At 52.9% G+C, this 21,948-nt stretch carries 20 protein-coding genes and 1 pseudogene; 8 read left to right on the forward strand and 13 right to left on the reverse strand.

What is annotated here, in order from left to right; genetic code table 11:
- Nucleotides 1–5: 5 nt before the first annotated feature.
- The 3 genes from DPO_RS17345 to DPO_RS17355 form a co-directional block, all read right to left on the reverse strand.
- Nucleotides 6–971, reverse strand: a complete 966-nt coding sequence (locus tag DPO_RS17345) for a TRAP transporter substrate-binding protein (protein WP_006965543.1) — start codon at nucleotides 969–971, stop codon at nucleotides 6–8.
- Nucleotides 972–1,418: 447 nt separating this feature from the next.
- A complete protein-coding gene (locus tag DPO_RS24090) occupies nucleotides 1,419–4,574 on the reverse strand; it encodes a transporter substrate-binding domain-containing protein (protein WP_006965544.1) in 3,156 nt (1,051 codons plus the stop codon).
- A gap of 157 nt (nucleotides 4,575–4,731) precedes the next feature.
- Nucleotides 4,732–5,031 carry an AF1514 family protein gene (locus DPO_RS17355; protein ID WP_006965545.1) on the reverse strand — a complete coding sequence of 100 codons (300 nt, stop codon included), beginning with the start codon at nucleotides 5,029–5,031 and terminating at the stop codon, nucleotides 4,732–4,734.
- 123 nt (nucleotides 5,032–5,154) lie between these two features.
- On the opposite strand from DPO_RS17355, the gene DPO_RS17360 reads away from it, so the two are divergent.
- A complete protein-coding gene (locus tag DPO_RS17360) occupies nucleotides 5,155–5,388 on the forward strand; it encodes an SDR family NAD(P)-dependent oxidoreductase (protein ID WP_006965546.1) in 234 nt (77 codons plus the stop codon).
- Between the two features lie 103 nt (nucleotides 5,389–5,491).
- Here the strand turns inward: DPO_RS17360 and DPO_RS17365 are convergent, their stop codons facing one another.
- Nucleotides 5,492–5,806 carry a DUF4242 domain-containing protein gene (locus DPO_RS17365; RefSeq protein ID WP_006965547.1) on the reverse strand — a complete coding sequence of 105 codons (315 nt, stop codon included), beginning with the start codon at nucleotides 5,804–5,806 and terminating at the stop codon, nucleotides 5,492–5,494.
- A 275-nt stretch (nucleotides 5,807–6,081) separates the two neighbouring features.
- On the opposite strand from DPO_RS17365, the pseudogene DPO_RS17370 reads away from it, so the two are divergent.
- The 3 genes and pseudogenes from DPO_RS17370 (at nucleotide 6,082) to DPO_RS17380 (ending at nucleotide 11,992) form a co-directional block, all read left to right on the forward strand.
- A pseudogene (locus DPO_RS17370) lies at nucleotides 6,082–7,498 on the forward strand (sigma-54 interaction domain-containing protein).
- 22 nt (nucleotides 7,499–7,520) lie between these two features.
- Nucleotides 7,521–8,816: an efflux RND transporter periplasmic adaptor subunit gene (locus DPO_RS17375; protein WP_006965549.1), complete on the forward strand. Its 1,296-nt coding sequence runs from the start codon at nucleotides 7,521–7,523 to the stop codon at nucleotides 8,814–8,816.
- Nucleotides 8,813–11,992: an efflux RND transporter permease subunit gene (locus tag DPO_RS17380; RefSeq protein ID WP_006965550.1), complete on the forward strand. Its 3,180-nt coding sequence runs from the start codon at nucleotides 8,813–8,815 to the stop codon at nucleotides 11,990–11,992. Before DPO_RS17375 ends, DPO_RS17380 begins: the two co-directional genes overlap by 4 nt.
- A 174-nt stretch (nucleotides 11,993–12,166) precedes the next feature.
- Here DPO_RS17380 and DPO_RS17385 read toward each other — a convergent pair whose 3' ends face one another.
- Complete coding sequence (locus DPO_RS17385) at nucleotides 12,167–12,391, reverse strand: addiction module protein (RefSeq protein WP_006965552.1); 225 nt, start codon at nucleotides 12,389–12,391, stop codon at nucleotides 12,167–12,169.
- A 31-nt stretch (nucleotides 12,392–12,422) separates the two neighbouring features.
- Nucleotides 12,423–12,812 (reverse strand): hypothetical protein, encoded by a 390-nt coding sequence (locus tag DPO_RS25565; protein WP_160166907.1) that lies wholly within the window; start codon nucleotides 12,810–12,812, stop codon nucleotides 12,423–12,425.
- On the opposite strand from DPO_RS25565, the gene DPO_RS26765 reads away from it, so the two are divergent.
- Both DPO_RS26765 and DPO_RS17395 read left to right on the forward strand, forming a co-directional pair.
- The gene (locus DPO_RS26765; protein WP_006965554.1) at nucleotides 12,811–13,041 is read left to right on the forward strand and encodes a GSU2403 family nucleotidyltransferase fold protein; all 231 of its coding nucleotides are present in this window, start codon (nucleotides 12,811–12,813) and stop codon (nucleotides 13,039–13,041) included. The two genes, DPO_RS25565 and DPO_RS26765, sit on opposite strands and share 2 nt — an antisense overlap.
- A 30-nt stretch (nucleotides 13,042–13,071) precedes the next feature.
- On the forward strand, nucleotides 13,072–13,263 hold the full coding sequence (locus DPO_RS17395) for a YgaP family membrane protein (protein WP_006965555.1): 192 nt from the start codon (nucleotides 13,072–13,074) through the stop codon (nucleotides 13,261–13,263).
- A 98-nt stretch (nucleotides 13,264–13,361) separates the two neighbouring features.
- Here DPO_RS17395 and DPO_RS17400 read toward each other — a convergent pair whose 3' ends face one another.
- Entirely contained in the window at nucleotides 13,362–13,634 is a 273-nt protein-coding gene (locus tag DPO_RS17400) for a DUF2442 domain-containing protein (protein ID WP_006965556.1), read from the reverse strand.
- A 176-nt stretch (nucleotides 13,635–13,810) separates the two neighbouring features.
- Nucleotides 13,811–14,824 (reverse strand): CRISPR-associated endonuclease Cas1, encoded by a 1,014-nt coding sequence (gene cas1, locus DPO_RS17405; RefSeq protein ID WP_006965557.1) that lies wholly within the window; start codon nucleotides 14,822–14,824, stop codon nucleotides 13,811–13,813.
- A 216-nt stretch (nucleotides 14,825–15,040) separates the two neighbouring features.
- On the opposite strand from cas1, the gene DPO_RS17410 reads away from it, so the two are divergent.
- Both DPO_RS17410 and DPO_RS17415 read left to right on the forward strand, forming a co-directional pair.
- A complete protein-coding gene (locus DPO_RS17410) occupies nucleotides 15,041–15,283 on the forward strand; it encodes a type II toxin-antitoxin system Phd/YefM family antitoxin (RefSeq protein WP_006965558.1) in 243 nt (80 codons plus the stop codon).
- On the forward strand, nucleotides 15,280–15,675 hold the full coding sequence (locus DPO_RS17415; protein WP_006965559.1) for a type II toxin-antitoxin system VapC family toxin: 396 nt from the start codon (nucleotides 15,280–15,282) through the stop codon (nucleotides 15,673–15,675). The genes DPO_RS17410 and DPO_RS17415 overlap by 4 nt, the downstream gene beginning before the upstream one ends.
- Nucleotides 15,676–15,701: 26 nt before the next feature.
- On the opposite strand, the gene DPO_RS17420 is transcribed toward DPO_RS17415, so the two are convergent.
- Genes DPO_RS17420 through DPO_RS17440 form a run of 5 tightly spaced genes read right to left on the reverse strand, consistent with a single transcriptional unit; the run spans nucleotide 15,702 to nucleotide 21,787 of the window.
- The gene (locus tag DPO_RS17420) at nucleotides 15,702–17,372 is read right to left on the reverse strand and encodes a CRISPR-associated primase-polymerase type A1 (protein ID WP_006965560.1); all 1,671 of its coding nucleotides are present in this window, start codon (nucleotides 17,370–17,372) and stop codon (nucleotides 15,702–15,704) included.
- Between the two features lie 6 nt (nucleotides 17,373–17,378).
- Complete coding sequence (locus DPO_RS17425) at nucleotides 17,379–18,764, reverse strand: tetratricopeptide repeat protein (protein ID WP_006965561.1); 1,386 nt, start codon at nucleotides 18,762–18,764, stop codon at nucleotides 17,379–17,381.
- A gap of 51 nt (nucleotides 18,765–18,815) precedes the next feature.
- The gene (gene csx2, locus DPO_RS17430; protein WP_006965562.1) at nucleotides 18,816–20,081 is read right to left on the reverse strand and encodes a TIGR02221 family CRISPR-associated protein; all 1,266 of its coding nucleotides are present in this window, start codon (nucleotides 20,079–20,081) and stop codon (nucleotides 18,816–18,818) included.
- A 12-nt stretch (nucleotides 20,082–20,093) separates the two neighbouring features.
- On the reverse strand, nucleotides 20,094–21,530 hold the full coding sequence (locus DPO_RS17435) for a DNA methyltransferase (protein WP_006965563.1): 1,437 nt from the start codon (nucleotides 21,528–21,530) through the stop codon (nucleotides 20,094–20,096).
- Nucleotides 21,527–21,787 carry a hypothetical protein gene (locus DPO_RS17440; RefSeq protein ID WP_006965564.1) on the reverse strand — a complete coding sequence of 87 codons (261 nt, stop codon included), beginning with the start codon at nucleotides 21,785–21,787 and terminating at the stop codon, nucleotides 21,527–21,529. The genes DPO_RS17435 and DPO_RS17440 overlap by 4 nt, the downstream gene beginning before the upstream one ends.
- Nucleotides 21,788–21,948 lie beyond the last annotated feature (161 nt).

Below are 21,948 nucleotides of genomic sequence, written 5' to 3' on the forward strand. Positions count from 1 at the left end.
CCGGGTTATTTGTTTAGTTTTTCGAGCAGGCCTTCAGACCACAGACCGCTTTTTTCAAGTTCTTTGTGAACCATGCCGGCTTTCTGTGTCCATTTGTCCCGGTCGGCAACCGCAAAAGTGACCCCGGCCGTTTCCATCTGCTGCTGGGCTTCTGCTTCCAGACTCTGTCCATAATCCACAAACCATTCAGCGCATTCTTCGCTTGCCTGGCTCAATACTGCCTGGTCTTCGGGCGACAGCGTCTGCCATTTGATATCGGAAATCCAGGTGACGTCATAGAGCTGCATGAAATCCAGTTTGGTGCAGAAATCCAGCTGTTCGTAGAATTTTTCATCCCTTACCTGGACGATATTGTGAACCATGCCGTCCACGACTTTCTGGGACAAAGACAGATACACATCCCCCCAGGCCAGGGGAACTGCGGTAGCGCCCAGACCATTCCAGGTATCCACCAGAGCTTTTGCCTGCCAAACTCGCAGCTTGACGCCGTTCAGTTCTTCAGGGATCATGATTTGTCTTTTCTGGGTCCACAAATGAAAGGCCGGCCGGAATGCAAAGCCAGGCAATGTGCGGATACCGGTTTTTTTGCGCACCCTTTCTCTGACCTCTTTGATATATTCGCTGGATTTGAGTTCCTCTCTGGAAAACATGAAAGGCGTACCAAAAATTGCGTAATCCTTGTCAAAGGTATCCATGAACGATTCCGCTTCCTGAACGATATCAATGGTACCCATGCTCATTCCCTGGAGCAGCTCCTTGATGTTGCCCAGCTGCTGGGCCGGATAGATATCTACGGTGATTTTGCCACTGCTTTTTTCTTTTACCAGTTCCGCGAATTTCTGGGCTTTCATGTCAAGCATGCCACCGGGGGCCGTGATATGGGCCAGTTTCAGTACGACATCCTTGGCAAAGGCATTATTTGCAAACACCCCCATAACACAGATTAAAACGATTGCTAATACTTTTTTCATACTTAGTCTCCCTTCACAGAGTGTTAATAAATACTAAAAAGCGTTTATCTGGAATAATTTTATTTGTCAATATATTTTTATGAAAATGTCGGTTAAAAGTTTAATTTTTTTATATCTAATTGAAATTAAAATATAATTAAAAATTAGTAACCATATGTCGTGAATTTAACTGTTTAAATGAGATGAACAACGAATTGGAAGAAAGGGTTCGGTTCTTTTCAAATCCGGAACCAACTCATCAGCAGAATCTGCATGTCCGTGACATTGGCGCTGGAAATGCGCACCTGTTTTTTTATCCAGGCATCAGTGCCACTGACCGGACACCTGCTTCAAATATGGCGGTTGCTGATTTTTTGAGTATCATTGGATCAGACCATCATCTAAAATCGGTTGAAAATAATACAGGGCAGTTTTTTCCCAGGGACGGTTTCCCCGGGGAAAAACGATTCACCTCTTCAACGCCTTTTTCACCTTCACTGCGAGATCTTTGTTGGAAAAAGGCTTTTGAATGAAATGAACATCTGCATCCAGAACGCCGTGATGGGCGATGACATTGGCCGTATATCCGGACATGAAGAGCACTTTCAGTTTCGGGTATTCCGCCTGGAGTTTTTCAGCCAGGTCCCGGCCGTTCATCTCCGGCATGACCACGTCGGTGATCAGCAGATGAATTTCACCGTCATGTTCGTTTGTCAAAGCGACGGCCTCACCAGGGGTTTCCGCGGTTAGGATGTTGTAATCCAACTGTTCGAGGATTCTTTTAGTCAGCGTCAAAATGGAGGTTTCATCTTCAACAATCAGCACGGTTTCACCCGATCCGGCCGGAGTTTCTTCGGCTGAATCCGCTTCAATCCGTCGGACGACATCGTCATGACGTGAGAAATAAAGCCGGAAGGTGGTCCCTTTTTCAGGTTCGCTGTAAACATTGATAAACCCTTTGTTTTGCTTGACAATGCCGTAGATCACCGACAGCCCGAGCCCCGTGCCTTTGCCGATGGGTTTGGTCGTGTAAAAGGGTTCGAAAATATTGTCCAGCGTTTTCCTGTCCATGCCGCGCCCGTCATCGCTGACAGCCAAAAGGACATATTCACCCGGAATAAATCCGGCATGGTCAGCACAATACGCGTCATCAAACCGGACGTTATCGGTTTCAATGGTGATTTTCCCCACATCCGCGATGGCATCCCGCGCGTTGACACACAGGTTGACAAGGATCTGGTTCAGCTGTGAGGGATCTATTTTTACCGGCCACACCCCGGGTTTGGGTTTCCAGGGAAGGTCGATGTCTTCGCCGATGAGACGGCGGATCATCTTGAGCATGCTCTCCAGGGTGTTATTCAGGTCCAGCACTTTCGGATCGATGGTCTGTTTCCGGGCGAATGCCAGAAGCTGCCGGGTGATATCCGTGGATCGTTCCGCCGCCGTGACGATCTCTTTCAGATCAGCACGCAGAGAGTCTTCAGGATCTGTTTTATCAATCGCCAGTTGCGCATACCCCATGATCACACCCAGCATATTGTTGAAATCATGGGCCACACCGCCTGCCAGACGGCCCACGGATTCCATCTTCTGTGCCTGGAGCAGCTGGGACTGAAGTTTGTCGTGGTCCGCCTCGACTTTTTTGCGTTCAGTGATATCAACGATCGTTGTCATTAAATAAAGGGGGGTTCCTTTGTCGTCACGCCAGATAGCGACACTGACATCCGCCCAGAGGAGGGTGCCGTTTTTGTGAACATAGCGTTTTTCAAAACGATCCGCCCGTTTCTCTCCGGTCAGCAGCCGGCTGATTCTCATTTCAATTTTTTCGATATCTTCCGCCGGTGTGAGAACCTGCCATTTTTTGCCTTCCAGCTCCTCGGGCGCATACCCCAGAAAATCGGCATAGGCTTTGTTGGCATTGACTTCCCCCGTGGGCAGTGTGATCGATTTTCCGACATTTGCCGCTTCGAAAACGTATTTGAACCGGTCCAGGCTTTCCTGCAGGGCGTTGGTTTTTTCAGCGACCTGGCGGCGCAACAACCACGACCATGTGACAGCGAGCAGGATGATAACCAGAAGCGGAATGATGACGATGGCCGAGTACCGGAGCGCATCGGTCAATGAGGTGGGCGTGTCCTGGTAAACGCGGAGCCACTTGTCATGGATTCGCCGGTATTCACCCGTGTTGTCCAGGGCCTTCAATCCTTCGCTGAACTGGGCCAGCAACGCTTTTTGGCCCTTGGCGGAGGCATAGCAATACTCGGCGGCAAAAATGGTTTGTTTTCCAATGACCACATCTGACCAGCCGTGTTTTTTTGTCAGGTAAATGGCCGTAATCAAAGACACCAGCGCACAGTCGTGTCTGCCCTCCCTTAATTCGCGCAGGGCTGTTTCCTGATCCGCCACGGCAACCACCTGGGTGTCCAGGTCGTTTGTGATGACAAAATCATGCAGGATGTCACCTTGTTCCACAACGATGCGTTTTCCGGAAAGATCCTTGACAGATTCCGGTGCCGGTCCCTCGCCGTTTCTCACAACCGCCACATAGTGACTGACGGCATGGGGCTGTGAAAAATCAAATTTCAGATCCCGGTCCGGTGAATAAAACATGCCCTGCATGATATCGATTCTGCCGTTTTCTAAGGCCTCTATCCTTTCTGTCCACCGGCCGAGCCGGATGTCGATATTCAGACCCATTTCACTGGCAATGGCTCTGGTCAGATCCACATTGTATCCCGCGGGCTGACCGTTTTCATCCAGGAATTCATAGGGCGGAAAATTCCGGTCCCCGCCGACAACGATGGGTCGATCCGAGGGCAGCTGCATGGCGGCAAACCATTTGGAATGCAGATGGCGATACGTGCCGTCCGCCATGACGATGGCCAGCCCTTCATTGAGCAGGGCCAGGGTGTCACGGTCGCCGTCATGGACGGCGAAACAAAAGTCCTGCTCGAAACCCTCAATCGGCCGCTCTATGACATGCAGGTCCGTGAGTCCGGCTTTCTGTATCAGGCGCAGGGCCACCAGTCGCTGGGCCACCACGGCATCATATCTGCCGTCTGACAGTTCCTGCAGGGTGATGTCAAACGTGGGTCGGGTATGGATCTCAATTCCCCGATCTTCCCGCCTTAAAAATTCCTCGGCGTTATCGCCCGTCATCACCGCCACCTTGCGCCCGCGTAAATCAGCCAGGTCCCTGATGCCGGTTTCATTGCCACGCACCACAATGGCCCCGTGCAAAGACATGTAAGGCACTGTGAAATCAAACAATGCTTCCCGCTCGGGCGTGCGGCCGACCAGGGGAAGTGCATCGATTTCAGCGCGTTCCAGCCAGGTGCGGACGTCTGTCCACGGTCCTGTGCGAAAGGTGACATCTCGGCCCATGACGGCCAGTGCCGCCCGCATCAATTCTACGGAGAAACCATTGGCCGTGCCATGTTCGTCAACAAAACTGAAAGGGGGATAGTCGACTTCCGCGCCTGAGCGGATGGTTTGCCTGGCGGCGGTATCGGCTTCACCGGCAAAAACAGGGTGAGCATATGGGGTAAAGCAACCCACCCCAATAAGGGCGGCTGCAATCCACAAAATACAATAGACTGTTTTTATGGGATTTTTTTCTGTCATGACGTTCTTTCCGGCTATGGATCCCCCTGGTTGACAAGCAATGTGAAAGTTGCCAGCGCAATCTATCAGACAGGGTACCGTTGGTGATAGGTAATGTCAATTGATTTGTCAGATGTCATCAAAAAAGGATGGACCTGCTGGAGGATGCCGGTTGCTGTTACATCTTTAAAATCATGAACACATACTCCCCGTCATTGAAATCAATGGTCAGGTTGGCGCCTCTGCCTTCAGCGTACCGGATCCAGAAGGGACGGTCCGATACCCCGCATTCATAGTCGGGATAGGATTCCCCCGTTTTGCTGTTTTTCCATGACAGGATCATGGGGGCATCACATTTTTCAAAAGCCATGTCTTTGGCCATCTGCTTGGCGGATGAAAAATTGAAGGTATCTTCTGGGATGGACAAATGGATGGTTTCCGGGGTCTGGTTATCCGGATTGATATGAATCTGAGCCATGTCAGGCCTCCTTTAAGGCTGGGTTTCCGGGACGGGGCATAATGGCCGCCATTGCCCGTTTAAGTAAAATGTAATACAACATGAGCGAATTGCCATGAAATATTTTCAAACAGGAGCAACAGAATGATCGATTTTCAAGGACAGACCGCTCTGGTGACCGGTGCCGGAGCCGGCATCGGCCGGGCCTATGCCCTGGAACTGGCCCGGCGGGGGGCAAATGTGGTGGTCAATGATATCGGCCGGACCCGTGACGGGCTGTTTTGTGCGGATGTTGTGGTAGATGACATCGACCAGGTCCGGGAATTTGATACCTGCGGGGAGATTTACAGTCTGGGCCGGCCCCTGACCGGGCGGTGAATCCGGCGGCATTTCCGTGGAATTTTGCCAAACGCCGGTGGAAACGCCGGCAGAAAAAAGCGGGGGTGCCGGATCATCCAGCCGGCACCCCAGGTGGTGGTTTTCAGTTGCCCAGTGTATCGGCGGCCACGTCTTTTTCCAGGTGTTCGTTCCATTTTTCGCCCCAGAGATCCGGGACGGTTTCTTCCACCGGCACAATGGACTCCCAGCTGATGCCGATTTCCGTGAAGATGTCTTTCAGGTCCTCTTCGGAAGGGGCCAGCCAGAGGCAGTAGCGAACCCCTTTTTCGTCATTGTAATAGGTTCGGACCCAGGTGGCGCTTTCCACGGCCGCCAGTTTCCGCCAGTTTGCCTGAACTTCTTCGCAGTTGATGCCCGGGTTGTTGTGAACCATCATGTACTTGTTTAATTTACTCATGGCTGCTCTCCTGTGTTTTGGGTTTTTGCCTGATGTCGTTCATCGACAGTGACACTATTAACTACAACAAGCATGCCACAAAGAAATGAAATGCGGATAAATTTATCATAACTATTTGAAATAAAATAAAAAATTATTTTATTTCGTTACATGCGCTGCTGGGAATTGTTAAAAATTGACATCTGAACAACCGTTACTTATAATGGGTCACCCGTCAAGTGGCGCCGATGGTGGCGCTACTTGACACCCATAATCAGAAACCGGATGATCCGCCCATGAAACATATCCACCAGGAAATTCAGAAAAACGAACTGGTCAAACTGCTGCTGGAAGCCATCGGAGACGGCGTTTTCGTGCTGGACCCCCATGGCCGGATCGTGGCCTGGAACCCGGCCATGGAAGCCATCACCGGGTATGCATTCCAAGAGATCAAAGGAAAGCATTGCCGCATTCTGAAATTCAACCAATGCTTTGGCCGGGACCGTCCCTCGGGCATCACAGACTGCGGGATTCTGAAAACCGGCAGGGTGGTGCCCGCAGAATGCCTGATCACCCACAAGCTCGGACATACCCTTTCCATCACCAAAAACGCCCGGGTCATTAAAGACACCCGGGGGGAAATCATCGGGATTGTTGAAACGGTCACGGATCTGACCGAGCTGAAAAAAAACCCGGCTGAAGATGGAGGAAGCCACCCGCCGCTTAGGCGAACTCAACCGGCTGGGAGGGATCATTGCCAAAAGCCGGGTCATGCAGAACGTATTTTCCTTTATCAAAGCCTCGGCCGCCAGCGACACCTCCATTCTGATCCAGGGGGAAAGCGGTACAGGCAAAGAACTGGTGGCCGGCGCCATCCACTCCATCGGGGAAAGGCGGGACCAGCCCATGGTCACGGTCAACTGCAGTGCCCTGTCTGAATCCCTTCTGGAAAGCGAACTGTTCGGCCATGTCAAAGGGGCATTTACCGGGGCCGGCCAGGACCGGATCGGCCGGTTTGAGCAGGCGGATGGCGGCACCATATTTCTGGATGAAATCGGGGAGATCTCCCCGTACATCCAGGTGAAACTGCTCCGGGTGCTCCAGGAAAAAGAGATCGAACGGGTGGGCGACTCCCGGAAACGCAAAGTGGATATCCGGGTGATCACCGCCACCAACAAAGACCTGAAATCCCTGGTGGATGCAGGAACCTTCCGGGAAGATCTCTATTACCGGCTCAAGGTATTTCCCATTTTCCTGCCGCCCCTGCGGGAACGCAAAGAAGACATTCCCCTGCTGATCCGCCATTTCATCGATCTGAACAACAAGGCCTCGGGCAAAGCCGTCACAAGCATGACAAAACAGGCCATGCAGGCGGTCATGGATTACCACTGGCCGGGCAATATCCGTGAACTGGCCAATGCCGTTGAACATGCGTTTGTTCTTTGTGACGGCCGGGAAATCGTTATCGAAGACCTGCCCCTGGAAATCAGACACGGAAATGCCGGGTCCATGGATGTGACGGCCCCACTGCCGTCAGCCCCTCCGGCCGTGTCCGTGCACAGACCCGGACACCGATTGACCCGGGAACGCCTGGTGGCCATCCTTCAGGCCGCCGGATGGAACAAGGCAGAAGCGGCCAGGCAGACCGGATTGAGCCGGGCATCCATCTGGAAATACATGAAAAAATGGAACATCCCCATGCAGCCGGAATAGGCGGATAAGGAGAAAACAGGTCATGGTATCTATTGTCATCCGGTTCGTCCGGGTTGTTATCGTTCTGGCAGCAGCATCCGCGCTGGGCTTCTGGCTGTACAGCCTCAGGGAAACGCCTGACAGACAGCCCGTCGAACCGCTCCCTCCCGGGGTTCGCGTGATCGAAATGCACCCGGAAACCCGGCAGATGGTGGTGGCGGCGTTCGGCACCGTGGCCCCCCGGAACAGCGTCAAAGTGGCGGCTGAAGTGGCCGGCCGGATTGAAAGGATGGACCCGGCATTCCGGGAAGGCAAAAAGATTGAAAAAGACCAGGTCATCATTGAAATCGACCGGCGCGCAGCCATCCTGGACCGGGCTGCGGCAAAAGCCCGGGTGGTCCAGGCAGAGGCGGAGATCGACTATCTGGCCCGGGACATTGAAAATCTGTCTTCAGATCTTAGCCTGGCCGAGTCCAATATGGACCTGGCGGCCAAAGAGGTGGAGCGGCTCAAGGCGTTGAATCAGCGGGAATTTGCCTCAAAAACCAGTCTGGACAAGGCGCAGCAGCAGTACCTGGCGGCCAAAATCCAGGTCCAGACCACCCGCAACCGCATGGCCCTGGCCGGCCCCCTCATGGCCCAGAAACAGGCGGCCCTGGCCCTGGCCCGAAACGATGTGGAAAAGGTGGACCTGGTCCTTGAAAAATCCAGGATTCTGGCCCCTTTTGCCGGGTTTGTGCAGTCGCGTCTGGTGGAGCAGGGGGATTATGTGAATCCCGGCCAGATCCTGGGCCGTGTATACAGGGCCGGGGCCCTGGATGTGGATGTCCGGATCCCTCTGGCGGAACTCCGATGGATCCAGCCGCTGTTTGACAGGGGCCAGCTGCCGGAAGCGCAGGTCCGTATGGCCAATGCCGCATCAGAGGAAACCCGGAGCTGGCCGGCCCGGGTGGCCCGGATCAAGGCGGAAATCGACGATCAAACCCGGACCCTTCCCATAACCCTGGAGATTCTGCCCGATCCAGGGCCGGACAACGGCAACCCATTGGATACCCTGAAACCCGGTGCTTTTGTGCAGTGCCGGATACAAGGGAAACGTTTTGATGACATTCATGTTCTGCCCAGGCACCTGGTGCACACGGGCAACCGGGTGTATGTGGTCAAAGACGGGCGGCTGGAGATCCGCCAGGTCTCTGTGCTGCGCAAATTCAATGACCAGGTGTTTGTCGAATCCGGACTCGCGCCCGGGGATCATGTGGTTTCGTCGCCGCTGCCCGGGGCCTATAACGGCATGGCGGTCACGGTCAAACCGGCGGATCATCAGGAAGACACCCCATGAAAGCCCTGGGCAGATGGTCCGTGGAGCACCGGGTCAGTGTCAACCTGATCATGGTGTTTCTGATCGTTGCAGGACTTTATACGGCCATGACCATGAAACGCGAGATGTTTCCGCAGTTTTCAATGGACATGATCCATATTTCCGTCCCCTATCCCGGGGCTTCCCCGGAAGAGGTGGAAGAGGGCATCTGCATCCGGATCGAAGAGCAGCTCAAGAGCTTGGAAGATGTCAAAACCATGTATTCCAGTGCCATTGAAGGCAATGGGTCCGTGATCATCGAACTTGTGGGCGGCACGGACATCAATGAAAAGCTGGACGAGGTCAGAACGGAAATCGATCTGATCGACACGTTTCCGGAAGAGGCGGAAGACCCGGTGATCACGGAGATCAAGAACAATCAACCGGCCATCTATGTGGCGGTTTACGGGGATGTGGACGAGCGGGTGCTGCGGAATACGGCGGAACAGATCCGGGATGATCTGGTGGAGACCGACGTCATCTCCCTGGCCTCCCTGGTGGGGGTCCGAGAGTTTGAAATTTCTGTGGAAATATCAGAGGAAAGCCTGCGGGCCTACCACCTGTCCTTTGACCAGGTGGCGGCCGCGGTTCGGACCGGAAGCCTTGAGCTGCCCGGCGGAAAAATTAAGACCCCGGGCGGGGAATTCCTGGTCCGGGCCAAGGGGAAAAAATATGTCGGGGAAGAGTACGCGCAGATTCCTGTTTTAACCCGGCCGGACGGCACCACCATCCGGCTGGGGGATGTGGCCCAGGTGAAAGACGGGTTTGAAGACACGGATGTCAAGCCCCGGTTCAACGGGCAGCCCGCCGCACTGGTGCTGGTCGAAAGGACGGACAGCCAGGACACCATCGCCATCTCACAACAGGTGCTCTCCTATCTTGAGGAACGCCGCGGTTCTCTGCCCGAAGGCGTGAAACTGGGCCACTGGTACAACATGGCCGACATGGTCCAGGACCGGATCGATCTGCTGCTGAAAAACGGCATCCAGGGTATTGTTCTGGTGTTTGTCGTGCTGGCGCTGTTTCTGGACCTGGGGCTGGCGTTCTGGGTGGCATCGGGCATCCCCATCACCTTTATGGGGGCGTTTCTGGTGCTCGAGTACCTGGGGGCCTCCGTGAACATGCTCTCTTTGTTCGGGTTTATCATGACCTTAGGCATCCTGGTGGACGATGCCATCATTGTGGGGGAGAACGTCTATACCCATTATTCCGAAGGCAAACCTCCCAAAGAGGCGGTCCTGGCCGCCATGGATCAGGTCGGGGGACCCGTGGTCATGGCGGTCACCACCACCATCGTGGCGTTTGCCCCGCTTTTGTTCATCGAGGGGATCATGGGCAAATTCATTTCCGTGATGCCAAAGGTTGTGATCTGTATTCTGGCTCTTTCCCTGGTTGAGGCGTTCCTGATTCTGCCGGCCCACCTGGCCGGGACCCTGACACCCCGGCGCCCGTTCCGGCCCCGGTGGTACGGGCTGCTGTTTTTCTGGTTTGAGTGGGTCAGAAAAGACCTGTCAGACGGGCATGCCTGGCTTCGGCTGCGGGTGGAAAAAGCGCTGAACCGGGTGATTCAGCGCCTTTATCTGCCGGTATTGCGGTACTGCGTTGAAAACCGGTATTTCACGGTGGCCCTGGGTGTGGGATGCCTCATTGTCAGTTTGGGGCTGATCGCCGGGGGCCATGTGCCGTATACCTTTTTTCCCAAGAACGATTCCAACTGGATGATTTGTGAAACCATTTATCCGCTGGGCACCCCTTTTGAAACCACGGAAAAGACGATCCAGCAGATTGAAAAAGGGGCCTTTGCCCTGAATGATCGTTTCAGGGACCGGGTCCAGGGCGGCCAGGACCTGGTTGTCAACACCTTTTCCATGGTGGGTGTGATTCCCCGGCGGGACTGGAAACCCGGTGTGTACGGCGGACATTGCGGTGAGGTCTGGATCGAGGTGCAGCCATCAGCCATGCGGCCGGAGATACCTGCACCTGAAATCACGGCCATGTGGCGGGAGTTGACCGGCGATATCCTGGGAACCGAACAGCTCACCTATACCATTATCGGCGGCGGCCCGGGCGGCAGTCCCATCGAGATCCGGATGAAGGGAGACGACCTCGAAATGCTTGCGGCAGCGGTCAAGGATCTCAAGGCGGAAATCGCCACCTATCCGGGGACCTTTGACATCACCGATGATTTCAGGCCCGGGAAGATGGAAAAGCAGATGGTCATCAAACCCGGCGCAGAAGCCTTAGGCGTGACCATGGCGGATATCGCCACCCAGATCCGGCAGGCCTATTACGGGGATGAAGTCCTCCAGATACAGCGGGGAAAAAATGACATCAAGGTCATGGTGCGGTATTCAGAGCCGGAACGCAGCACCGAGGCCAGTATCGACGCGTTGAGAATCCGGACCCGGGACAACCGGGAAATTCCGCTGAACCAGGTGGCCGGCATCACCACGGAGCGCGGCTACTCGACCATCCAGCGGGTGGACCGCCGCCGGGTCATCACCGTGACGTCCGACCTCGATGAAGAAAAGGCCAATGCCCGGAAAATCGTCCAGGACCTGAAAGGCGGTTATCTGGCTGAACTCGCCCGAAAATATCCCGGCGTTTCCTATGACCTGGAAGGCCAGGCCCAGCGGAGTCAGGAATCCATGGAAAGCCTGATAACAGGGTTTGCCGTGGCAGCCATGGTGATTTTTCTGCTGCTGGCCAGCCAGTTCAGATCCTATATCCAGCCCGTGATCATCATGTGTGCCATTCCCTTTGGCCTGGTCGGGGCCATTTCGGGGCACTTCATCATGGGCCTGGACATCACCATGATCTCCATTTTCGGGATTGTGGCCCTGTCCGGCATTGTGGTCAATGATTCATTGATCCTGATCGATTTCATCAATGCCAGAGTCCGGAGCGGCGAAGCCGTGTTCGATGCCGTGATCCAAGCCGGGCGCAACCGGTTCCGGCCGGTCCTGCTGACCTCGGTGACCACGGTGGCCGGCCTGGCCCCGCTCATGACGGAAACCAGTTTCCAGGCCCGGTTTCTCATCCCCATGGCCGTCAGCATCAATTTCGGCCTGGCCGCCGCCACGGTCCTCACCCTGGTGTTTGTCCCGGCCCTGTATGTGGTGGTCAAAGACATCACCATGCTGGGAACCGGTCAGTGAGGTATCTCCGGGCCCGGCATGAAAACACCGGCCAGGCTTCTGGATGGTGTCGGATCCGCTCGAATGTACGTTGTACCTCCCCGGCAAACTCAAATCCCAGGCCAGGGCGTTGTTCATTGTAGTAGTCAACGGCTTCAGCGAATTCGTTTTCCGCACATGAGAGGACGAGTATTCTCATCGCCGGTTGATCCTGGCCAGAACCTCCTCTGCCGGGGAGGCTGTGAGCAACCCTTTTTCGTATGCTTCGATCCTGGATTCAACCTCTTCTGTCCAGGCAGTATCTATATGATTGTCCTCTGAGACATCGAAACTCTGGAAAAGACGTCGAATCAACTCAGCCCTCTCAATGGGCGGCAGGGCCAGCGCATCATTGAGCACTCTCTCGATTATAGCTGTCATATAGTCCACCTCGCCGTTATTTTGATTTTATTTAAGTATAGCCGACAACACGCAGCTTCGCAACCCGGATTTGTGATGGCGAACACTGCATGCCAGGAGCAGCATGCCCCTCGCCGTTTCCTCGACGTGAACGTTCTGTACATCTGTTTTTCCATATAAAAAAGTTGTCACCACCGGTCTTTGGTGCAACGGATCCGGAAAAGGCGGTGTGATGGTATTGAATTTTTTCCGGCAGTTGTGTAAAACAGGGCTGAATAAAATATTGAAACTGCAAAGGAAAATCAGATGCCGGAATCCAATGAATTTCTTGAAGGAATTCAAGAAGACCTGAAACAGATTGTCCAGCCCTTTCAAAGGGACCTGAACCAGAAACAGAAAAAAGCGGATTTCTGAACAGTCCCAACCGGTTCAACGTCGCCATGACCTGGCCCTTTGCTTTATATAAATTCTGGGTCAGCCGGAGAGATGACAGGGAACCGGCAAAAAAAAACAGAGATGCTGCCCAGTCTCTGGCCGTCGCCGAATTGGTAATGGATCGGCTCCCACAATTGAAATTCAGCAAGGATCAGCTGAAGATGTTTCCGCCAGGCCTGGTCAGGGGTTTTAACGAGTCGCTTAAAAGGAATGATGACATTTCCATGCAGTTTTGATAGTCATCAAATGATACACAGGAGGAAGATATGACTGTTAAAAAATTAATGAGAATCATACCGGGGCTTATGGTTACCATCAGTGCATTACTTGGGCTGCTTCACTCACCTTGGTGGTTTGCTCTGACGCTTTTTGTCGGGTTGAATCTGACTCAGTCCGGATTTACGGACTTCTGTCCATTGGAAAAGATACTCAGAAAACTCGGATTTTCGGAACAGTAACATATGAGAATTTTTTCTCTTTCCGCCTGCGGGACCGCCGAGTCAATTTTGCCTGTCCGGCATGGAAGACCTGATTTTTCAATACATATATGCATTCGTTATGCGACGGAAGTAGATTCTATTTTTGATTTGCCAGTCGCCATGAAATAGAGTGATTCAGGCGCAATATCAAAACCACATTCCCAGGCCAAAGTAGGCCAGGAGTCAAGGTAGAACTTCGAAAATGCTTTTGGGTCACGCAAGGATTCAGCAATTTTATATTTGAATATTGTTTCCTTCAAATCAACCTCTCCAGACTCACCCGTGTTAAATTTTAAAAACACCTTAAAATCTTTGACATATCGCGCTTCTAATAAATAGACGGAGTCCATGTCGATTCCCCTCATGTTTAAATTAACGGTTTTATTGAAGATTTGAAAATTATAGACCTCCCATGTCCTGATTTTTTATAACCTGCTGGATTTGTATCTTTTTCCCGCAGATTCAATGGCAGCCCATCAAATCTGCCAAAGGTCTGTTATTTTCATGATAGATTGTCAAAGAACGGTTACAACTTTACCGGACGATACGATATTTTTTTGCCCAGCAGAAAATCGGCAAATGTCCTCACCTGGGCCTGGATCGTATTCCTGTGCCCGGCCGGCCCCTGCATGATCTGCTCGTAGGCGGCCAGAAAGGTTTTGTATAGCCGGGGTTTCATCTCCACCGGGCGGTTGGATGCCATCTCCTTTTCATCGGTATAGACTTTCTGTCCGGGTTTACGGTAAACAAAATCCTCGGGCTTGATCATTTTCCGGTTCAGCAGCTGGAGCACGAACCGGTCTGCAACGGGAGCCCGGTATTCTTCCACCAGGTCACAGGCCAGAGACGGGCGGCCATAGCTGATCTCATGGAGCGCCCCAAGATAGGGATCAAGTCCACATGTTTTGATGGCAGATATCACCTCGTTTGTCAACAAGGTATACACAAATGAAAGCAGGGCATTGACCGGATCTTTGGGCGGACGGCGGTTCCGGCCGTTGAAGAAGAAAACGTCGTTGCGGATCAGCAGAGGAAACACACTGAAGTAAATCCGGGATCCGGCCCCTTCAATGCCCCGGACAATTGATTTTTCTCTGGCGGCTTTCAAAGATGACGTCAGGGATGTCAGGGCCGCAGCCCCGGCTTTCAACTTTGGCTCATTGTAATCCCGCCCCCGGCGCAGCAGAAAAGCGGCCATGTTTTCCAGTTTGCCCTGAACAATGATTTTCATGACGTTCAGGCTGTCATTCGGATCGGATAACCTTTCATACTGGGCCTTTCGCAAGGCTACATGCCTGTGCTCGTCGATCATGAGCCTGGCCCGGAACCGGCCGGTGGGGGTGAGAAACACGGTTTCCACCCGGTGTCTGATCAGATAATCCATTACCGGACCCGTGAGAGACACGTGTCCGGTAAGAATCAGTTTGGTCAGGTCTTTGGCCGGTACCGTGTCCAGCACCGTGCCCTGCTTCACGATTTTCAGGGTGTCTCCGCTTTTGGCCAGAAAACTGCCCTGTTCCACGACATACAGGTTTTCCATCACATTGTTTTCCTATGCCGGAAACCGCTCCATCTGCTGGATGGCGATTTTCCGGTGAATGATTCTTGCTGCGGATTCCAGTGTTGTCATAATCGTTTCCTTAGGGTTTCTGACAGGTATTACGGCACTGGATGAGGAAAATAAAAAAGGAAAAATAACAAAACTTGACCACAAAACTTGACCATGTTAATGATTATGAAAACAGGAGGTGATGGCATGACTCAAACAATTTCGATCTCGGAATTCAAAGCAACCTGCCTTAAAATCATAGATCAGGTGAAAAACACGGGGATATCCGTTATCGTCACCAAAAGAGGGAAACCCTATGCATTGGTGACCCGGCCGCCGGCTACGGAAAACAATGGATCCTGGATAGGAAGCTTCAAAGATCAGATAAAAATCACCGGCGACATTCTGGAACCGGTTGTGGATGAAAAAGAATGGGATGTGTTGAAATGAATCTACTGCTGGACACACATATCCTTTTATGGAGTCTCACCGGCTCTGATAAACTGCCGGATGAAATGAAAAAGGCACTTGAAGATCCAGTCAGCACCCTTTGGCTGTCCCCCATTTCCACGTGGGAAATATTGATGCTTCATGAAAAAAACAGAATCCGGATCGATCATGCCGATCCGGTTGAATGGATCGAACGGGTGCTGGGCAGCATTCCTTTCAAAGAAGCGTCTTTGAATCATGAAGTAGCCATTCAAAGCAGACAGGTGAAATTACCGCATCAAGACCCTGCGGATCGATTTCTCGTTGCCACTGCACTGGTTTACGACCTGACATTTATGACAGTGGATCAGAAGATTCTTGATTCCGACCGGGTTGAGATTTGTTTCAAATGATCCGAAGCGCCATGATCAATATTTTCCTATGACAGAAACCGCTCCACCTGCTGGATGGCGATTTTCAGGTTTTCAACGGCCTGGGTCAGGTTCTGTACCTTGCCGGAAACCGGCGTTTTTTTTTCATCCATTTTCTGCCAGGCCTGGACCTGTATCAGCGGGTGGATATATCCGGTATGGTCCGGCCGGATGTCGCAGAAATCCACGGTAGCCGCCGTCAGGGAATGAATCCGTTTGCATCCCAAAGGCGTGCCGCGCAGCCGGCTGAGTTTGTAATCCACCATGTGCGAATTGTATTCCGGATCATGCTGGAACAGATAATGAAGAATTTTTTTCCCATCCGGCAAAAACCCCAGGGTCTGGAACAGGATTTTTTCTTCCCTGACCCGCAACCCCCGGCCTTCCCTGGCCAGAGCGATCAACTGCCCCAGGGGCGGGCACAGGCGCTGAAGTTCAAACAGCCCGGGATATTCCTTTGTCAGCGCTTCCAGGTTCGGATGGGTCACCAGTTTGGAAGTGGCAGCCGTTTTCGGACCGGAAGTGAACTTCCGGGAATCCGCTTTTTCAACTTTTTCCAGAAACGCCAGCTGCAACGGGATCTCTTTTTTAACGCATTCCGGAAAATAAGACCGTTTGCCGGACAGCCGGTGGATGCCCAGGGGCAGTTTCACCAGATTGCCGAATCCCTTGCCGCTCAACTGGTCCTGCTTGGGAAACACTTCCAGTTCAAAACAGGACAGGTCTTTTCTCAACGGGTCCACCAGTCCTGCCAAAGCCTTGCGCATCACAGAGGCCGCCACGGGCCGGTCTGTAAAATACCAGAAATGAAACCCCTTGCCCCCGCTGACCTCCACCAGCGGTGTCAGACCCAGTTCCCGGGACGATTCCCTGATCCGGGTGATCATGTATACCTGCTCTTTTTTGATCCGGGCCTGGTCTGCCTGCTTCCGGGGGGTGATGCGCAGCGGTTTCACCAGGTCCGCATCGATGATGCCGCATTGGACCGTGGCATCCTGGGCCATCAGATAGATGCCGTAGGTTTTCAATCCCTTGAGATGCTCTTCCAGATCGGCTTTGTCCATGGGCCGGCGCACGGGCACATAACCGGATTTCCCTTCATTTTTGTCCGCCCATTGCCGGGCGAACACATCATCACGGCCGGCAAACAGATCCATGAAACGGTCCAGTAAAGCCTGCCAGGCATGCATCCGGGCAAAGGGATCTTCAGCTGCGGCCAGATCCGGGTCCATCCGTCGAGGACTGTCAGCTGGCTCCGACTTTCCGGATATCCAGGCTGCGATCTCTTCCCTGGTCAGATACCGGCCGGCCAGGGCCGCAGCCGAAGACAGCCGCGTCCGGTAATCCAGGATATCCAGCAACCGGATATAGGGTTCCCAGATCCCGGCATTGTCCGGATCATTTTCTGTCAGGAACCCATAGATCTCCAGGGCCGTGTCCGGCAATCCCGCAATCTGGGCCAGAGAGGCCCATTCCAGGGCCTGGGGCACGGGGAGCTTCTGCCACACGACTTGTCTGGCAAGGACCTCCCGGACCCGGGCGTTTTCCGGATTTTCCAGCACGGCTTTTTCCAGGCGCCGCACCAGCAGGGTGTAATCTGTTCCCGGTGGGGCAGTGTTTTTGGAGCGTCCTTTTGTGGTGGTCTCGGAAAGCACCTGTGTTGTTGCAGATGGTTTCATGGCATCCTATCCCCGCACCATGGCGGCCAGCCGGTCCAGTTTGGGAAAGTTCGGACATGCCCGCTCCAGTTCCGCCACCAGGGTTTCAGCCTGTTGTTTCCGGCCGGCCTTGAACGCGCACAATGCCTGCCAGAAAAGGCCTTCATAAAAAAGATTGCCCCATTTTTCATTGAAGAAATCAACGGCCCGGCCGGCATGTCCAGCCCCGGATTCAAACTGCCCCCGGCTGTAGCAGATTTTGGCCAGGCGCACCAGGGCCACATGTTTCGACCGGCTGTCCCGGTCTGCGGTTTCCGTGAGCACCTGCAAGGCCCGGTCAAACCGTCCTGCCGCACACAGCACATCCGCCTCCGTCCACCGGAAATAGGGCCGCCGCATCCTGACCGGGACCTGCTCGATGGTGTATTTGGCCTGATCGATCAGGCCCTGTGCCAGGCAGGTGCGGGCCAGCAGTTCATGCACAAAATCCACGGGCTGGTTTTTCTCCCGGCTTTGCAGGGCGAACCGCAGGGCTTCCCCGGCCCGGCCGTATTCCTCCCGGCAGAACTGGATTTTGCCCAAAGCGAAATATTTGAAGCACACAGATACGTGATGGGAAGATTCATCCTGTTTCAGGCAGGTCTGAATCCGTTCCAGGGCCTTCAATGCCTCGCCGTTTGCCAGAAGCACACTGGCACTGCGGTACAGGGATTTGACATAGTTTTTCTTTTCCTGGTGCCGCCGGGTCTGGTCTTGTTCCGACAGGTTTTCCCAGTTGGCAATGGCCTGGTTCAGCAGGTGCAGGGCCGGTTTGGGTTTGTTCTGGATCTGAAGGTGCAGCATGGCATGTCGGTAACAATTGGTCACCCCGTCCGGCCGCAGTTTTCTGGCCCGGGTGAAGTTTTCGTGAGCCAGCTCGATCCGCCTCGCCCGGGGAGCCCCGGCCAGGAAAATTTCACGGTTTTTGGCGGCAAACAGGGACGAGTAGGCCGTATATGCCAGGGATGACCGGGTGTAGAAATTGTCCGGGTCATTGCGGATGCAGGCAGTAAGCAATGAAATGGCATCGTCGAACTGTTTCAGGTGTCCCATGGCGAACGCGATTTTTTCCTTGACCATGTCGGCCATGCCTGCCTCATCCAGCTCCGGCAGTTTTTCTTCCACGGGATGATACAGACTGACGATATCCTGCCACCGGCAGTTGCCGGACAACGATTCGATGTCCGCCAATACCCTGGCCCGGGCTTTTTTGATGTACTGGCCTTTTTTGACCCCGAACAGTTCGTCCTGGGTGAACAGATCGGTCCGGGATTCGGTTTCCGGCTCCCGGGAAGCTGTTTTCGCCGGGACCGCCGGAACGGAAGGGGTTTCGGGCCGATGAATGATTCTTGCTGCGGATTCCAGTGTTGCCATAATCGCCTCCTTTGGGTTTCTGACAGGTATTACGGCACTGAATACGAAAAATTAAAAAAAATGCTGTGCTGCCAGCTGCTGTATGATATCTTCGATCTCCTGAAAAAACCTGTTCCCTTTGCTTTCAATATCATCAAAGGCAGTGGGGTGTTTTGTCCAGGCGTGATCGAATCCGTTTCTGTATTTAGTCAGATCTTCGGTCAAAGCTTTCAATCGTATCACAATACCGGCAGCTTCCATTTCCCTGTAAAGAGGCATGATCCGCACCATATTCTTTTTTTCATCTTCAGAAAATTCCCATTCTGATTCGTCATTCTGGAGCATGCGGATGAACAATTCCGCTTTACGCCGTTGTTTTCTGCCTTTTTCATTGCTGATTTTCGCCTTTTTTTTCATGGTGATCAACCCGAAGGACCCGAGCATTTCACGCATCACGGTATAGGCCTGCATAAAAAGCTGATGATCCAGCAGAATCTTGACGATTTCCAGCTGGAGTTGAAAATAGTCATGGTCATACCGCCCCGTGAATGATTTGTCCTTGATCAGGGAAATGAATTTTTCCTTGACCAGTTCAAGCAGAATTCTGCCTGTCGTTGACGCCCCGGCTTCTTTTTTTCGAATGAGATTCACAGCCCGGGCGGCTTTTTCCGAAACCGTATGGATTTCGACATTTTTTAGCGCCTTTGTGAGGTCGTCAAAAGCAGCCACCAGTTCAGGATCGTCAAATTCCTTTAAATTGGTGTTTTCCTCTTTCTGTGCCACGCGGCCCAGCTTGCCGGGATCAGCATCTTCGACCAGTCTTGCGACGGCATCCGTCCATTCATTGATGACGTAAAAATCCTTGGCATCCACAATAGGGGCCACATCGACACCCGCTTCGAAAGCCCCATAGTAAACCGCCTTGATTTTGATGTCCTTGGCTTTCTGGAGAAAATTCAGGGCTGTGGAAAAAACAATGGGGATAATCCGGTATCCATGGGTCAGATCAACGGTTAATTCATCTCCATGATCAATAAAGCTCAGGATTGTTTCAAACCATCCCCAGTGATGGGCCGGTTCCAGATCTTCCGTAATTGAGATGTCATGAATATTTTCAACGCCCAGTTTTATCAATTCCGATCTCAATGCCTTGAAATGTTTTTCTCTGGAACTTTCCGTCATGACCAGAAAAACCTTGTCAAAGTAATCCGGGCCAATAATCTGCAACTCAGCTGACTGGACAAACCGGGAGACGTCAGCTGTTCTGTTATTTAAGGAGTACGTTGCCGGCTTATAATCGCCGGTACCGATAAAACTGATATAAATTCGTCGTGCCATTTTTGACCTCCTTTATTTCAAAACCATCACATACCGGCTGGTGACCCCGAGGATCTTTTTTTTCTGCATGGCAGCCACCACCCCGCCGTTAAACCGCTCCGAAGACATAGGCGCCTGGATGAGATGAGTCAGGGTCCAGCCCGTGTTTTTAAACATCTCATAATAATCGGTCAGTAAAATCGCCTGGCCCTGATCCTCTTTTTTTGCCGGGCAGTTCTGAAAATCCCGCCAGTCTGCATTGATAAACGCCAGCCGGGCGTTTTTTCTGGAGATCTGTTTTAAAAAACGCAAAAACCGCTCTAAAAAGGCGAGATACTCTGTTTTGGACAACCCGGAAATGCTCTTTTCTGCATACGCGTCCGCTTTTTTATCAAAATAGGGGGGATCGCAGATGATCAGGGCGGGCTTTTCCCTGGTATTGAAAAACGGCCGGGTGTCCCATTCCTGTTCCGGGTCCCAGAACCAGGGCTCGATCTCAGGCCTGGTCTCGGGCCGGTCATCCATGTCCAGGCTCCAGCATCGCCGGCCCATGGCCAGGCAGGTATCGGCACACACCCCGCCCCCGGCCATGGGATCCAGCACCAGGTCACCGGGCTCTGAGAAGAAATACAGGATATGCGCCACCAGCTGGGCCGGGATCCGGCCGGGCCAGTCATCGCCGAACCGGGGGTCGCATTCCATGAAATTCCACACATCCCAGGTCCGGATGCCCCATTGAAGTGCCTTGAACCGGTCAAAATCATCGGCTTTTACCAACGCCTGTGACCAGACCAGAGATTCAGGCCAGCCGTGCTTTTGCGCCACCTGCGGGACGGTAAAACCCTTCGATAAATCCGTGTTTACGCCTTTTGCTATTTGTGGCAAAAGGCGTAAATAGCGTGAAATCCTCTGCTGACCCAGACCGACTCTTCTGGCAATCCGGTCCTGGGGAATCCCCAGTTGATGTAACCGGAAAATTTTGAGTTCAAGATCAAAAATAGCCGTGGCCCTTAAATCGGCGATATATTTGTCAACCGCCTGCCTGGATCTGCCAATGGCCTGGCCGATTTCAGAAGAGGTCAGCCGGGGATCGCTTTGAAACGCACGACGTGCCGTATTGCGTGTTTCAGCTTCCGTCAGCTGTTTGGGCCCGATGGCCATTTGGGCCGCATACAGGATCGGTTCCATCTGGTCCAGGGTGATAATCACCACCTCGATGTGGGTGGCACCCGTTTTTTTATACGCGCCCCACCGGTGGCGCCCATCCAGGATCCGGTACCTGACCTTTGCCGGATTTTCCGGATCCGGCCATACCTGTACCTCGATGGGGTCAAATTCAAATCCATCCCGGAGATTTTCTTCAAAAACGGCAATGCGCCTGTGATCAATCGTTTCCCTGGGATAAATGGATTCATCCAGGTAAATTTCTGAAATCGGAATTTTGACGACACCCTCTTTCATACCACTCATATCAACCGGATCCTTATCCGGCCGGCTCCTTCCAGCATTTTTTGAATCTCAACGGGCAGATAAAGTTGATGGGTCCCTGTGATGGCAAGCCGCCCCGTATATGACTCACCTGTGGTCAGATTCAGTATTTCAACGGCTGCACTTTGTTTGACCTCCGTTGAAATCCCCTCTTCTCCGGCAAGAGCTCTGATCTCTTTTGGAATATTGATCTGCTCCTGATAAGAATCTTCCGATACTTCCCACTCTAACAATTTCATAAACACCTCCTGTTTTTCAGGTTGCCTGGATTAACCGTCCTTCGGTCAGTCATCGGCAGGTTTCAATTACAATCCTCTCTAATCGAGGCGGTGATTCGGACTGATCTGTATGTAATGGATTGCTGAGGCGGATAAGTCTCAATCCTCACTAATCGAGGCGG

Source organism: Desulfotignum phosphitoxidans DSM 13687 (assembly GCF_000350545.1).
GTDB classification, from domain to species: domain Bacteria; phylum Desulfobacterota; class Desulfobacteria; order Desulfobacterales; family Desulfobacteraceae; genus Desulfotignum; species Desulfotignum phosphitoxidans.